A 15107-nucleotide genomic window follows, 5' to 3' on the forward strand; every position below is an offset into this window, starting at 1 on the left:
TTAGGAAACTTACTTTCATTTATCCCCAATACAGCAAAAAAATAGCAATCCTCTTGGAATTGTAAACTCCTCCCTCTCTTCTCTGTGTCCTCTGTGTCTGGAGCGGTTCAAAAAAAATCCAATGTTTGATAAAATGAACTAGTTTCAGCCTCCAGATTTATCTCTCAAGTCAAGCTAAAATTTAAAATCGAATGACCACTTCCGAAGCTTCCCTGTCAAAAAACACCGTTGTTACTGATTCCAATAACAAGGGTAATTGGTCAAATGTACTGCAACAATTACTCGAAAAACAATCTTTATCTAATAGCCAAGCCGCAGAACTAATGCAGGGATGGCTGAATGAAGAAATTGAACCTGTTTTATCAGGGGCAATTTTAGCCGCCTTACAAGCCAAAGGAGTTTCTGCTGAAGAATTAGCAGGAATGGCTAAAGTTTTACAAGCAAAATCTCTGGCATCAGAAAACTATTCGGCTCAAAATTTAGCGAGTTCTGTAATTGATACTTGCGGTACTGGTGGCGATGGCGCATCAACTTTTAATATTTCTACAGCAGTGGCTTTTGTGGCAGCAGCGGCAGGCGTAGCAGTGGCTAAACATGGCAATCGTTCTGCTTCGAGTCGGGTAGGTTCTGCGGATGTATTGGAAGTTTTGGGAGTCAATCTTAGTGCTAATCCCGAAAAAGTTCAAGCGGCATTATCAGAGGTAGGAATTACGTTTTTGTTTGCCCCTGGATGGCATCCGGCATTAAAAGTTGTCGCCCCTATGCGTCGGACTTTAAAAGTGCGAACGGTGTTTAATTTATTAGGGCCATTAGTTAATCCTTTGCGTCCAACAGGTCAGGTAATTGGTGTTTGTGAACCGCATTTAATGTTGACTATTGCTCATGCTTTGAGTCAGTTGGGAATGGAAAAAGCGATCGTCCTACATGGCAGAGAAAAATTAGATGAAGCGGGATTAGCAGATAAAACAGATCTAGCAATATTATCAGCAGGAGAAGTTAAATTAGAAACAATTTCCCCTGAAGAATTAGGTTTAACAACAGCAACAACAGCTGCAATTCGGGGCGGCGATGTGTCAGAAAATGCGGAAATTTTACGCAATGTTTTGCAAGGAAAAGGTACAACAGCACAACAGGATGTTGTAACTTTAAATGCGGCGATCGCACTTCAAATCGGCGAAGTAATTGCGATCGGTGAATATCAAAAAGGAATTGCTCTAGTAAGGGAAATTTTATCTAGTGGCGCAGCTTGGACAAAATTAGAACAATTAGTTGAATTTCTGAAAAATTAAACCAAACTTAGGATAGAAATTTGTCCATAACATAGTAAGGTTTGACAAGTAAATGAGTTTAGTTTAAAGTTGGCAGTAACAATATTTACTTGCTCAACTTTTTTCTTTATTTGATATAGATGTTACAGAAACAATATAGCTTTTTACCTCGGTTTTTCCAGTTAGCGATCGCTAGTGTTTTGTCAAATGTCATGATCCCCTTAGCGGGATTAGTTGATTTAGCCTTTCTGGGTCACTTAGCCGATATTCGCTACTTGGCAGGAGTTATTTTAGGTACAATTTTATTTGACTATTTATATCGAGTTTTAAAGCCCTTACGCACCAGCACAAATGCCATTACAGCGCAAGCAGTTGGAGCAAGTGACGAGCAAGGAGTATTGCTGACTGGATTACGCAGTGGTTTGATTGCTTTGAGCATTGGTATTCTGATTATTATTTTGCAATATCCTCTCCAAAAATTAGGATTTTTGATCCTCAATGGTTCTCCAGATATTGAAACTGCCGGAATTGACTATTTTTATGGTCGAATTTGGGGTGCTCCTGCGGTACTTTTGAATTTTGTTTTAATTGGTTGGTTTCTCGGACAAGAAATGAATAAAGTAGTTTTATTCATGTCCTTAGTTGGTAATGGAATGAATGTGGTGCTTGATTATCTTACCATCTTCCAGTGGGGCTGGGGCAGCATGGGCGCAGGAATAGCCACTGCATGGAGTCAGTATTTAGCTTTATTCACTGGGTTAGTTTGGGTAGGTTTTAAAATTAATTGGCAACATTTATCGATCGCACTCAAAGAAGTTTTCGATCGGCAAGCTTTGAAGTCAATCTTAGCTTTTAATGGCAATGTTTTAGTCAGGTTTTTATGTTTAATTTCAGCCTACAGTATTTTCACAAATGTCAGTGCTACTCTCGGAACTACCCTGTTAGCTCAGAATGGTTTATTGTTACAAATTGCCCTTTTGAATCAGTTTACAGTTCAAGGAGTCGGCATGACCACTCAAACTCTGACAGGGAATTTCAAAGGAAAAGGTACAACTGAACTAATCAGTCCTTTATTGCAAGTTTCCCTGACAGTTAGTGGATTTATTTCTCTAACCTTTGCTTTAGGAACAATTTTATTCCCTCAACAAGTATTTGGAATTTTAACCAACCACAGCGAAGTAAGTACTGATATCAATAAATATATATTCTGGCTTTTACCACTGTTAACGCTAACCGCTGTAGCTTTTATGCTAGAAGGTTATTTCATCGGTTTAAAAGAAGTAGGAATTTTACGAAATGCTTCTTTAATTGCCTTTGGTATAGGATTTTTGCCCTTAGTAGCTCTAGCTTTTTACTGGCATAATAATCACATATTATGGTTATCTTTAGTAGCTTACATGACCACTGTAACCATTGTTTTAACAGTACAAATGCTACTAAAAATGATGGTTACTCAACCTGTTAATTCCCAGCAAATAGCAAAGCAAGAAAATAGTTAATTTTAAGTACAAGGAACCGATCGCAAATATTCGCTAAGATGAGAGCGATCGCAAATCACATGAAACTTTGGCCCTTTAGCTGCCATTTCGACAATACTAACTGCCGCTACAGGCATCGCTAGGCGATCGCGATATCTCCCCACATCTATTCCCAACAACCGACAAAGCATAATTCTAATTGTTGCTTTGTGTGACACAATCAACACATTCCCTTCGCTGTATCTTTTTTGAATTTCTTGAATTACTAAAGAAGAACGACGGGCAATATCGATCGCCCTTTCACCATTTGGCGGCGCAATCCAAGCCGGATTCGTTAACCAGTATACATATTCATCATGAAATTCCTGGTTAACTATTGATGGGTGTAAACCTTCCCAACAACCGTAAGAAACTTCTCGCAATCCGTCTCGCAATTGCATTTCTAAACCCACCGCTTCACAAAAAGGCTTTGCTGTTTGCATAGTGCGGTGTAAAGGACTAACAAAAGCAGCTTTCCAAGGTAAATGACAATAAGCATTAGCAAAAGCTTCTGCCATTAAAATTCCATCTGGTGTAAGTCCTGGATCGTTTTCGATCGTGCCACAATAACCACCAGTAATACTATAAGCAGTTTGACCGTGACGCAGAAAGTAGAGCTTTAAAGTCATTTGTCATTGGTCATTTGTCATTCAATTTTAGATTTTAGTATAAACAGATCCCCGACTTCTTGAAGAAGTCGGGGATCTCGCTGGAAGAGGAAAAGTAGGGATAACAAAATATACTTTCTAAACCCGCCCCTACAAATGGACTGAACGCTTTTGAATCTTTATTCAGTCCTATGATAGAGGAGTTTAGCTATTAGCCTGCGAATTGATTCGCAGGCGGATTTTGAGACTGGTGCAAGATCTGAGTTTAATGCAGAATAGCAGTTGCTTCAACGTATTCTTTCAACTCAATTTTTACTGGTTGAATTTTCCAGAAATCCTCGCAATAATCGCGAATGGAACGATCGGAAGAAAACTTACCCATTCTGGCAACATTGAGAATAGACATCCGCACCCAGCGATCGATATCGCGATATGCTTCACTTACTCGATCCTGAGTATCGATGTAGGAACGATAGTCAGCCAATAGCATATATTGGTCATTACCCAACAGGTGATCGACTAAAGGTTTAAACAACTTCGGATCGCCGTGAGAGAAGAAGCCGGAAGCGATGCGATCGATCGCCAATTTCAACTCAGGATCTTTTTGGTAATATTCCCAAGGTTTGTAACCTTGTGCTTTCAAAGCTTCAACTTCTTCTGTTGTTAATCCACACAAAAAGAAGTTTTCTGCCCCAACTTCTTCGAGGATTTCCACATTCGCACCATCCAAAGTTCCGATCGTCAGTGCGCCATTTAAGGCAAATTTCATGTTACCTGTACCGGAAGCTTCTTTACCTGCGGTAGAAATTTGTTCCGAAAGATCCGCCGACGGATAAATTCTTTGGGCGAATTTCACGCTGAAGTCTTTGAGGAAAACTACTTTTAGGCGATCGCGCACATCAGGATCGCGGTTAACAATATCCCCCACAGAATTAATCAACTTAATGATTAATTTTGCCATGTAATAACCAGGTGCCGCCTTCCCACCAAACAAGAAAGTTCGCGGAGTAATATCAATGTTTGGATTAGCTTTAATCCGGTTATACAAAGTGATAATGTGCAGCACATTCAGGTGTTGACGTTTATATTCGTGGAAACGTTTTGCCTGAATATCAAACATCGAATTAACATTTACATCAATATCTGTAGTTTTCTTGATGTAATCCACCACATCTTGTTTGATTTCTTGCTTCATTTCCCGCCACTGGTGACGGAATTCGGGATCGTCAACAAAAGCTTCTAATTTCTTCAGTTCATACAGATCTTTTACCCATTCATCGCCAATTTTGCTCCGCAGCAACTTACAAAGTCTGGGATTACTCAACACCATAAAACGTCGGGGAGTAATGCCATTAGTTTTGTTGTTGAACTTCTCCGGGTACATTTCGTAGAAGTCATGCAACACATCTTTTTTCAACAATTCAGTGTGTAATGCTGCTACACCATTAATTGAGTAACTACCCACACAAGCTAAAAATGCCATCCGCACATAACGTTCCCCGGATTCATCAATTAATGACATCCGCCGCAATCTATCTGTTTCGTCGGGAAACTTCATGCGGACTTCATCTAGGAAACGGTTATTGATTTCATAGATTATTTCTAAATGTCGGGGTAACATTTTGCCAAACAAACTAATCGGCCAACGCTCTAAAGCTTCTGGCAATAAAGTATGATTAGTGTAAGCAAAAGTGCGCTTAGTAATCCCCCAAGCTTTTTCCCAAGGCATATCATATTCGTCAATCAGTAACCGCATCAATTCTGGGATGGCAACTGATGGGTGAGTATCATTTAACTGAATCACGAATTTTTCATGGAACTGGTCTAAAGGAACTTTTTGTTGTTCCATAATTCGCATCATATCTTTTAGCGAACAGGAGACAAAAAAGATTTGCTGCGCTAAACGAAGTTCCTTACCTTGTGCTGAGTTATCGTTAGGATAAAGTACTTTCGAGATGTTTTCTGAAACAGTTTTTTGGTGAACTGCGCCTAAGTAATCTCCCGAATCAAAAGCGTAAAAGTCGAAGGATTCTACTGCTTCTGCTTTCCACAAACGTAGGGTGTTAGCGGTGTTAGTTTTGTAGCCTAAAATTGGTGTGTCGTAAGGGATGCCTTTAACTACTTTTTCCGGCAACCAATATACTTTAAAACGTCCATGTTCATCGGCACGCATTTCTGTGCGTCCACCCAGTTTAACTTCTACTGACCATTCTGGGCGGGGAAGTTCCCAAGGATTACCAGCACTTAACCATTTGTCAGTAATTTCGACTTGCCAACCGTCTTTAATATCTTGCTCGAAAATGCCGAATTCGTAGCGAATGCCGTAACCTAAAGAGGGAATTTCTAAGGTGGCGAGGGAGTCGAGATAGCAAGCTGCTAATCTACCTAAACCACCGTTACCTAGTCCGGGTTCTTCTTCTTCTTCTAGCAGTTCTCGCAAGTCGAGTCCAAGTTCTTTCATTGCTTGATTAACTTGGTCATAAATTCCCAAGTTAATTAAATTGTTGCCTAATTGTGGGCCCATGAGGAATTCGGCTGACAGATAAGCAACGGTACGAGAGGCGTTTCTGGTGTAGGTTTCAGCGGTGTTTAACCAACGGCGCAATAAACGATCGCGCACCGTATAAGCTAATGCCATGTAAAAATCATTTTTACTGGCGATTCCGGGGAATTTTCCTTGAATATAAAACAGGTTATCTGCAAAGGCTCTTTTTAGCGTTTCTACACTTAACCCAGTGCGATCGTCTTCTACTCTAACTTCTGCTACTGATTCTGATGAATTCGGCAATGTTTGCATAAATCAATTTCCCACCGATTTTTTGACTTTAGATTTTATATTTTAGATTCGCGATTTTGGATTTTATCGATTTACAGATATTAAAAAATCGAAAATCGAAAATCCAAAATCTAAAATCTATTTACTGGTTGCTAATTGTAACACTGCTCCAATTCCTGCGCCCATTTCTTCAGCCGTAATTTTTCCATCTTTGTTGACATCCAAGGCATCAAATACCGCATCACTTCCCAGCCATTCTTCGCGGGTAATAAATCCATCGCCGTCTAAGTCATAGACATGGAAAATATCTTCCGCTGCATGGCTGAGAGTAGCTGCACCTTCCAAACGCGCCAGTCGATCTGCTAATAGTTTCTCCAGAGTTTCTAAAGCTTTGGTGAAACCTTTGATTCCTTCATCGAGTTTTTCGTTAGCCATGCGATCGGCTTCGTGCATTTTATCAAAGGTAGCTTTGTCGATCGATATTTTTTCCATCTCTGATTTTACCGCCAATGCCGGGTCAAGTTTGCGCGGTAACTCTGCTGTAGCTGCTTGTAATTCTGCCAACAATGCCGGAGAAATTGTCAACAAATCACAACCTGCCAACTCAGTAATTTCGTCAAGATTACGGAAACTAGCCCCCATCACCTCTGTTTTGTAGCCAAATTTCTTGTAATAATTATAAATTTGAGTCACAGAAAGTACGCCTGGATCTTCGGCGGGTGCGTAACTGGTTTTCCCAGTTTCTTTCTTGTACCAATCAAGAATTCTACCCACAAAAGGCGAAATCAAAGTAACTCCTGCTTCGGCGCAAGCGATCGCTTGATGCAACCCAAACAACAAAGTTAAATTACAATGAATTCCCTCTTTTTCTAACACTTCAGCGGCGCGAATTCCTTCCCAAGTCGAAGCAATTTTAATTAAAATTCTCTCTTGAGGAATTCCCGCAGATTGGTATTCCGAAATTAAATAACGAGCCTTAGCAATTGTACCTTCTGTATCATAAGAAAGTCTAGCATCGACTTCAGTAGAAACGCGACCCGGAATAATTTCCAGAATCTTTTTCCCAAAAGCAACCGCCAAGCGATCGAACGCTAAAGAAAGTATTTGAGAATCAGGCGCACCAGCACCCACATCTTTTTTTGCCGTCTTCAAAGTCTCATCAACAATTTCTTGATACTGAGGCATTTGTGCTGCCGCCGTAATCAAAGAAGGGTTAGTTGTCGCATCTCTAGGTGTAAATTTTTCAATTGCTTGAATATCTCCTGTATCAGCAACAACAACTGTCATTTCCCGCAGTTGTTCCAACAAAGTTTTAGCCATTTTTTGTCTATCCTTTTTTTTGTTTAGTAATTGGTTATCGGTCATTAGTCATTTGTCATTTGTAAGATGCTTAACTAATGACAAATGACTAATAACTAATGACTCATGACCTAATTAATACGGCCATTTCCAGTGCATAACATCTGGTTTATCCACGCCGTATTCATAAGCGTAGTTGCGGCAATCAATTTGCATATTCTTGAATTTTTCTTTAGCATGAGCACCTGCAACTTTCAAGCTAGGAATGCGATCGATCGCATCCATAGCAATACTATAGCGATCGATTTGGTTTTGAATCGCCAATTCCAAAGGAGTGTTAATATTCCCCTTTTCCTTGTAACCGCGAACGTGCAAATTCTTATGATTTGTCCGGCGGTAAGCAAGGCGGTGAATTAACCAAGGATAACCGTGAAAATTGAAGATAATCGGCTTATCAATCGTGAACAAACTGTCGAAATCAGCATCGCTCAAACCGTGAGGATGTTCCGTATCTGGCTGCAACTTAAACAGATCCACCACATTAATAAACCGAATCTTCAAATCTGGGAATTCCTGACGCAACATCACCGTTGCCGCTAGCGCTTCCAAAGTGGGAATATCACCCGCAGAAGCCATCACCAGATCGGGTTCACAACCTTGGTCATTGCTAGCCCAATCCCAAATGCCAATCCCTTTAGTACAATGCTTAATTGCAGCATCCATATCCATATACTGCAAGTGCATTTGTTTGTCGGACACAATTACATTCACATAATTCTTACTCCGCAAACAGTGATTTGCCACTGACAGCAAACTATTCACATCAGGAGGCAAATAAATCCGAGTAACTTCCGCACTCTTATTCACCACCAAATCTAAGAAACCAGGATCTTGGTGAGTAAAACCGTTGTGATCTTGTCGCCAAACCGTTGAAGTAATCAACAAATTCAACGAAGAAATATCCGCCCGCCAAGAAAGTTGACGGCAAATATCTAACCACTTAGCGTGTTGGTTAAACATTGAATCAATCACATGGACAAAAGCCTCATAAGTCGAGAAAAATCCATGTCTTCCAGTTAACAAATAACCTTCTAACCAACCTTCCAAAGTATGCTCGCTGAGCATTTCCATTACTCGACCATCAGTAGACAGTTCGCTACCGTCTAAATCTTCCGGGAAAAACTCCTCAATCCAGAACTTCTTACTAACTTCGTAAATCGCTTGCAGTTTATTCGAGCTATTTTCATCTGGCCCAAATACCCGGAAATTAGTCATGTTCCATTTCATCACATCGCGCAAGAAAACACCCAGAGGTTTGGTATTTTCTGCTTCGATTTGGGCGGGTTTTTCCAATTTCACCCCATATTCCCGGAAATCAGGCATCCGTAAATCTTTCCGCAACAAACCGCCGTTAGCGTGGGGATTAGCACCAATCCGACGAGTTCCCTTCGGTGTTAAATCTTTGAGTTCGGGAATCAATTTGCCGTTTTGGTCAAATAATTCTTCTGGTTTGTAGCTGAGTAACCAATTTTTCAATAACTCGAAGCTTTCTGGATTCTTAGCCACATCTGCCATTGGAACTTGGTGTGCTCTCCAAAAACCTTCTACCTTATGTCCGTTAACTTCTGCTGGGCCTGTCCAACCTTTGGGGCTACGTAACACAATCATCGGCCAACGCGGACGGAAGGTATTGCCTGTGCTGCGGGCTTCCAACTGAATTTTTTTGATTTCGGCAACGCAATGATCCAAGGTAGCTGCCATTGCTTGGTGCATTGTCTCAGGATCGGACCCTTCGACAAAGTAAGGCGTGTAACCGTAGCCTTTAAACAGGTTTTCTAATTCTTCGTGGCTAATGCGTGCCGGAATCGTTGGGTTATTAATCTTGTAACCGTTCAGGTGCAGAATCGGCAACACTGCCCCATCCCGCGCTGGGTTAATAAATTTGTTGGAATGCCAAGAGGTTGCCAGAGGGCCTGTTTCCGATTCGCCGTCACCCACCAACACAGTAACAATCAAGTCTGGGTTATCGAAGGCTGCACCGTAAGCATGGGAAATACTGTAACCAAGTTCGCCGCCTTCGTGAATCGAACCGGGAGTTTCCGGGGTGCAGTGGCTACCAACACCGCCTGGGAAAGAGAATTCTTTGAAGAAGATTTTCATGCCTTCTTCGTCTTCGCTTTTCTCTGGGTAAATTTCCGAGTAAGTGCCTTCTAAGTAGCAAGGGCCAAGATAACCGGGTGCGCCGTGTCCTGGGCCTACGAGATAAATCATGTCTAGGTCTTGGTTTTTAATCACTCGGTTCAGGTGAGTGTAAACAAAACTAATCCCTGGACTCGATCCCCAGTGTCCCAACAAGCGCTTTTTGATCTGTTCTATTTTCAAGGGTTCTCTGAGCAGAGGATTGTCTCGCAAGTAAATCATTCCCACTGCTAGATAGTTGCAGGCTCGCCAAAATGCGTGCATTTTGCGAAGTTCTTCGCCACTAAGGGGTGTTCCCTGTACAGTGGATCGCGCTGTTCCAAAGGCGCTAATTGACGCAATATCACTAGTTGGTTTGGGAGGAGTTGCTACCATATTTCCTCATTCTCAAGGTTTACTTCAATCTCTACAATTGATACACCGACCTAGTTATAGAACTAATGAGTTCTTTGTCAGCTTGTCATCTCAGTTAGGCAAAATTCCTAGAAAATAATCCTCTGTTAACGGATAGATAATTGACGATCATTTTCTCAGCTTGTGAACTTTTCTCGGGGTCAGGATTAGCTTTGTATAAGCATTTGTTATCTTTGTATGTTGTTGAACGGGATAACTTTCCCAGGTAGTTTAACATCTAAAATAGAATGAATTCATCACTGCAACTATAAAATAAATTTTAAAATTTCAAATTTTTGTATAACATTTATCACTAACGATCGCTAATTTAAACTTAAAGTTGCTACATGGTAAATAATTTAATCATTTATTAATGTAATAATTATCTGAACTTAAGTAAAATAGGGTAAATTTTGTGCCAAATTCGCTAGAACGACAGCTTTTAAACCAAAGCGATCGAGTTTTCCCGGTTGTGCAAATATATTATGGTATTAAAATAAAGGGTTATTGTGGGGAATAGTATTTTAAAGGTTGCTCTATGGGCTTAATGCTGTATTTTTTACGACACGGACAAACAGTTTATAGCCGTTCTAATAGTTATTGTGGGTCGCTCGATCCAGAGTTAACTGCTGAAGGAATGGAGATGGCACAGGCTTTTGGTGAAGCGTATAAATCTTTTCCTTGGACTGCGATTTTTTGTAGTCCTTTGCTCCGTACTAGAACGACTGCGAAGCCGTTATGTGATGCGATCGGCATGGAAATGCAATTGCGAGACGGGCTCAAAGAGATTACTTATGGAAAGTGGGAGGGTTTATCTCCTGAAGAGGTTAGTCTCCAATTTCATGATGATTATATTCGTTATTTAGCCGATCCGGGTTGGAATGCGCCAACGGGTGGAGAAAGAGCAGTTGATATTGCTCAACGCAGTTCTGCTGTGCTGGAGGAGATTGAACAAACTTATAAAACGGGTAATATTTTGGTGGTTTCTCACAAGGCAACCATTAGAATTATGCTGTGTTGGTTGTTAGGGATTGATGTGGGGAGGTTTCGCGATCGCATTTCTGCCCCTGTAGCTTCTGTCAGTGTAATCGAATATGGCGTACATGGCCCGTTACTTCATGCGTTGGGCGATCGATCTCACTTAAGCGATCGCTTACGAAATTTGCCCGGTACTTAATTTCTCATCCTTTAGTTATTGCCATTACTTACCAGAGAAAATCTTGTTAACTAGGCAACATTTCTTCCAGAGGATTTGGCAACTTAGCTTACAGTAATTTGAACTGCAATCTGATAAAACTATAATGGCAACTATCCAAAGGAGGAAATCTATTAGATTTGGAAATAGCCACTTTTTCTCTACTCCTAAGATTAATTCTGGTTTTTGCTAAGGTATACTCCTAATGGTAGTTGCTTCTAGCAATTACTCTGCTTGGCTTTAATAATTAAATTAAAGCGGTGTAGTTAAAGGAGTCAGAAATAATGTTAGAACCAGCAAAAACTGTTCTCATCTATCAAAAACAACCAGGAATTAAAGAATTTTCCCCAGGCGAAGTCATTTTTGAAGCCGGAGAAATTGGCACTGTGATGTATGGTTTACTCGAAGGGGTAGTTGATTTATATGTGGGTAATAAAGTTGTAGAAACGATCGAAACAGGTGATATTTTTGGAGAAGGGGCGTTAGTTCATGAATCACATCAAAGGGCTACCACAGCTATAGCAAAAACTAATTGCAAACTAGCTTATTTAGATAAAGAAAGATTTCTGTTTGCAGTGCATGAAACACCTGTTTTTGCCCTAGAAATAATGCGGAGTTATTCAAATCGTCTGCGACGCTTAAAAAGTCAATATTAATGCTGCTAGGGGGCAGAAGTTTTAAGTAGTTAACTTAGCGGAATTCATCCTCATGGAAATACTAGTTCTCAATGCCGGATCTAGCAGCCAAAAAAGCTGCCTTTATATCCTAAAAGAAGATGCACTACCATCACAACCACCGCAACCACTTTGGGAAGCACAAATAGATTGGAGTCACCATCAAGGTGTAGCAGAACTGAAGGTGAAAACAATTCATGGGGCTGTTTTAAAAGAGGAATTAAAAACCCAATCTCGACTAGAAACAGTTGAGTATATGCTGCAAACTTTGTGGCAAGGTGAGACTAAAGTAATTAATAATTTAGGAGAAATTGATTGCGTTGGGCATCGGGTGGTGCATGGCGGAGACAAGTATCACGACAGTACTTTAATTACTAAAGAAGTCAAAGAAGCGATCGCAGATTTTGCCAAATTCGCCCCCGTTCATAACCCAGTTAATTTAGAGGGAATTGAAGCAATAGAACATATTTTAGGGGACAAAATCCCACAAATTGCCGTTTTTGATACGGCTTTTCATGCCAAAATGCCAGAAGCAGCGATTGTCTATCCCCTACCTTATGAATTTTACGAACATGGCATTCGTCGCTACGGATTTCATGGCATTAGTCACCAATATGTTTCCCAACGTGCAGCCCAACTTTTAGGCAAAGATTTAACCTCATTAAAGTTAGTAACTTGTCATTTAGGAAATGGTTGTTCTTTAGCAGCAGTAAAAAATGGACATAGCATTGATACAACAATGGGATTTACTCCCACTGCTGGATTAATGATGGGAACTCGTTCGGGAGATATCGATCCAGGAATTATTATAGACTTGTTGCGAAGGGGTCATACAGGCGAACAAATCGATGATATTTTTAATCGTCGATCGGGATTTTTAGGACTTTCGGGAATCTCTGCGGATATGCGACTTATTGAAGAAGCGATCGCCAAAGGTAACAACCGTGCCCAACTCGCTTATGATGTTTATGTTCACATCTTACGCTCTTTTATTGGTGCAATGATTGCCTCTTTAAGCGGTGTAGATGCCTTAGTATTTACTGCCGGAGTTGGAGAAAATGCCGCTAATTTGCGTGCAGATGTTTGTCAATCTTTTGAGTTTTTAGGGCTAAAACTTGACGAAGAAAAAAATAATCATAAACCTGTCGATCGAGATATTTCCACACCTGATTCCCCAGTCAAAGTTTTAGTAATTCACACACAAGAAGATTGGGCGATCGCCCAAGAGTGTGTTCGCTTAACTCAATTAGTCGCCAGTCACTAAAAATCTATAAATTTAATATACAATTCTGGTTACTATTCTTCGCTTAGTTCGTTGTAACGACTTCAGTCGCTTAGTTCGTTGTAACGACTTCAGTCGTTTTTTCCCAGATAAAAGGACTAAAGTCCTCACAACGAACCGGGACTAAAGTCCTCACAACGAACCAAAAAAAAGACGGTTTTCCCGTCTTCTTTACATTCAAAACCAAATTCTATGTAAAATAGCTTCACCAGTAGAAGTCTAATTTCCTGATTTTGGTTTCAAAGCCAACAAAATTTCCATTTGACTAGTTGATGAATCTGGCTGAGTAGCAGTTAAACCAATACCCCGAATTGAATTTAGAAAAGCACTAGCTTCTGAAGGTATTGTACTTTGTGGATTGCTAGCCAAATTACGATTCATCAAAGCCATTGTTTTGTCCATATCCAGGTAAAAATAACCGCCATTTGGCTTGGGTAAAGTATTAGTAACAGCTTTAAATGACGGGCTATTTTCTAAAGATTGAGAATTACTAGCCATCGTATCAACAACAGAACCACCTGTAGCGATAAACAGAGATTCTCCATCTAACCAACCATAACCTAACCAAGCTTCTTGCCCAGGACTTGACCATTCGGTAATAGTTTTCCCTTGAATATTTCTTTGTGTGACATTAATTGCATTAGTCTTGGCTACTTCATTGATTTTTGCTAAAGTATTTTCGGCAGTTTTGCGATCGCTAGTTTTTAACACAAAAGCTCCACCAAAACCTAACTGTGCTAAAACCCCTTGATTAGCAGAAACCGCCCCTAAAGCAAATTCCCCATCCATCCAACCAAAAACATCTTCATCTAAATCCAGATTCAAGTTAGTTTTAAGTTGTCCCCGCATTTGGTCAATTTGTTGTTGAATCCCTGGATTAGTTTTTGTTTGAGTCACAAATGTTGACCAACCTCGATTAATTCCCTGACCACTAATTAAAGCCACAGTTTCCAAAGGAAATTGAGAAATTACCTTTCCGGGAGTAGGTTTGTATGTAACTAAATTTAAAGCTGGATCGATTTTAGCAACAGCCTTCATTCTAATTCCAGCGTTATCAATTCCTACCCCAGCCGCCAAAGACTTAACCATTTTTAATTGATTCAAAGTTTCTGGAGGTAATGAGCCAGCATTAGGATTACTAGCTATTAATTGTTGAATTACACCACCATAATTAGGTAAATAAATTTGTACAACCGGATTTGGCACATCTACTCCCTTTGTAACCATTGAACTAACACCCTCTTGGCTAGCAAAAGAAGGCTCACCCTTAGAAGTGTCAATTGCCGATTCTACAGTTTTTTTACCCTCTGAAATTATCAAATGGTCGCCTAAAATAGCCGTATAAATTTTACCGCTTTTACCAGTAGACTCAAAGATTTTCACTCCCTTATAGTCACTTTCGACAACTTTTTCCTTAGATTTATTGAGTTTATTGGCAAAGTTAAACAAGCTAATTTTGTCCTTTGTACCCACAACAAATAGTAAGTTCGGTGCATTAGCAACTGGGGGTGTAGGTGGTGTAGGTGGTGTAGGGGTTGTAGTTGCAGGTAACACCGCAAACATGACACTACCCAACCAAGGTTTCACATCTTTGTCATAATCTATTTTTGACTCATTGAGCATTTGTTGGTTAAAATCAGCAAGGCTTTTACCAATTAATTGTTGCGCCTCTTTTGTACCAAACTGTTGCAATTGTGCCCAACTCTTTGCATCTGGAGAAACAAAACCTACCATCAAAGCTTCATCAGGGACAATCTTTGCACTAGCTAGAGGACTAACATCACTGAAAGTACCTCTTAAATAGAGATAACCAAGAGTTGCCCCACCTGCAATAACGGCAGCAGCACCAATTCCTACTGGAATCAGCCAATTTGATTTTTTCTCAGACATTTTTTT

10 protein-coding genes are annotated in these 15107 nt (G+C 40.3%); 5 read left to right on the forward strand and 5 right to left on the reverse strand.

The features are described from left to right. Positions 1–191 precede the first annotated feature (191 nt). Together trpD and gntT are read left to right on the forward strand one after the other, a co-directional pair. Positions 192–1289: an anthranilate phosphoribosyltransferase gene (trpD, locus tag ACE1CI_RS29660; RefSeq protein ID WP_413262469.1), complete on the forward strand. Its 1098-nt coding sequence runs from the start codon at positions 192–194 to the stop codon at positions 1287–1289. Between the two features lie 119 nt (positions 1290–1408). Next, positions 1409–2767 (forward strand): guanitoxin biosynthesis MATE family efflux transporter GntT, encoded by a 1359-nt coding sequence (gntT, locus tag ACE1CI_RS29665; RefSeq protein WP_413262470.1) that lies wholly within the window; start codon positions 1409–1411, stop codon positions 2765–2767. A 2-nt stretch (positions 2768–2769) separates the two neighbouring features. Here gntT and ACE1CI_RS29670 read toward each other — a convergent pair whose 3' ends face one another. From ACE1CI_RS29670 to ACE1CI_RS29685, 4 genes are all read right to left on the reverse strand, one after another. Next, on the reverse strand, positions 2770–3414 hold the full coding sequence (locus ACE1CI_RS29670; protein WP_413262471.1) for a histidine phosphatase family protein: 645 nt from the start codon (positions 3412–3414) through the stop codon (positions 2770–2772). A 244-nt stretch (positions 3415–3658) separates the two neighbouring features. After that, positions 3659–6190, reverse strand: coding sequence for a glycogen/starch/alpha-glucan phosphorylase (locus tag ACE1CI_RS29675; protein ID WP_413262472.1), 2532 nt, complete (start codon positions 6188–6190; stop codon positions 3659–3661). Between the two features lie 117 nt (positions 6191–6307). Next, positions 6308–7489, reverse strand: coding sequence for a transaldolase (locus tag ACE1CI_RS29680; RefSeq protein ID WP_459564007.1), 1182 nt, complete (start codon positions 7487–7489; stop codon positions 6308–6310). Positions 7490–7603: 114 nt separating this feature from the next. Next, on the reverse strand, positions 7604–10042 hold the full coding sequence (locus tag ACE1CI_RS29685) for a phosphoketolase family protein (RefSeq protein WP_413262474.1): 2439 nt from the start codon (positions 10040–10042) through the stop codon (positions 7604–7606). A gap of 556 nt (positions 10043–10598) precedes the next feature. On the opposite strand from ACE1CI_RS29685, the gene ACE1CI_RS29690 reads away from it, so the two are divergent. The 3 genes from ACE1CI_RS29690 (at position 10599) to ACE1CI_RS29700 (ending at position 13193) form a co-directional block, all read left to right on the forward strand. Further along, positions 10599–11237: a histidine phosphatase family protein gene (locus ACE1CI_RS29690; protein ID WP_413262475.1), complete on the forward strand. Its 639-nt coding sequence runs from the start codon at positions 10599–10601 to the stop codon at positions 11235–11237. Between the two features lie 302 nt (positions 11238–11539). Continuing rightward, positions 11540–11911, forward strand: a complete 372-nt coding sequence (locus tag ACE1CI_RS29695; RefSeq protein WP_413262476.1) for a cyclic nucleotide-binding domain-containing protein — start codon at positions 11540–11542, stop codon at positions 11909–11911. Positions 11912–11963: 52 nt separating this feature from the next. Further along, positions 11964–13193, forward strand: a complete 1230-nt coding sequence (locus ACE1CI_RS29700) for an acetate kinase (RefSeq protein ID WP_413262477.1) — start codon at positions 11964–11966, stop codon at positions 13191–13193. 237 nt (positions 13194–13430) lie between these two features. Here ACE1CI_RS29700 and ACE1CI_RS29705 read toward each other — a convergent pair whose 3' ends face one another. After that, the gene (locus tag ACE1CI_RS29705) at positions 13431–15101 is read right to left on the reverse strand and encodes a DUF3352 domain-containing protein (RefSeq protein WP_413262478.1); all 1671 of its coding nucleotides are present in this window, start codon (positions 15099–15101) and stop codon (positions 13431–13433) included. Positions 15102–15107: the final 6 nt, after the last annotated feature.

The organism is Floridaenema flaviceps BLCC-F50 (genome assembly GCF_041929275.2).
GTDB classification, from domain to species: domain Bacteria; phylum Cyanobacteriota; class Cyanobacteriia; order Cyanobacteriales; family Aerosakkonemataceae; genus Floridanema; species Floridanema flaviceps.

Coding starts and splice junctions, on each gene's coding strand:
- trpD (WP_413262469.1), top strand. CDS start 192: ATGACCACTTCCGAAGCTTCCCTGTCAAAAAACACCGTTGTTACTGAT.
- ACE1CI_RS29685 (WP_413262474.1), bottom strand. CDS start 10,042: ATGGTAGCAACTCCTCCCAAACCAACTAGTGATATTGCGTCAATTAGC.
- ACE1CI_RS29705 (WP_413262478.1), bottom strand. CDS start 15,101: ATGTCTGAGAAAAAATCAAATTGGCTGATTCCAGTAGGAATTGGTGCT.
- ACE1CI_RS29680 (WP_459564007.1), bottom strand. CDS start 7,489: ATGGCTAAAACTTTGTTGGAACAACTGCGGGAAATGACAGTTGTTGTT.
- ACE1CI_RS29700 (WP_413262477.1), top strand. CDS start 11,964: ATGGAAATACTAGTTCTCAATGCCGGATCTAGCAGCCAAAAAAGCTGC.
- ACE1CI_RS29695 (WP_413262476.1), top strand. CDS start 11,540: ATGTTAGAACCAGCAAAAACTGTTCTCATCTATCAAAAACAACCAGGA.
- ACE1CI_RS29670 (WP_413262471.1), bottom strand. CDS start 3,414: ATGACTTTAAAGCTCTACTTTCTGCGTCACGGTCAAACTGCTTATAGT.
- ACE1CI_RS29690 (WP_413262475.1), top strand. CDS start 10,599: ATGGGCTTAATGCTGTATTTTTTACGACACGGACAAACAGTTTATAGC.
- ACE1CI_RS29675 (WP_413262472.1), bottom strand. CDS start 6,190: ATGCAAACATTGCCGAATTCATCAGAATCAGTAGCAGAAGTTAGAGTA.
- gntT (WP_413262470.1), top strand. CDS start 1,409: ATGTTACAGAAACAATATAGCTTTTTACCTCGGTTTTTCCAGTTAGCG.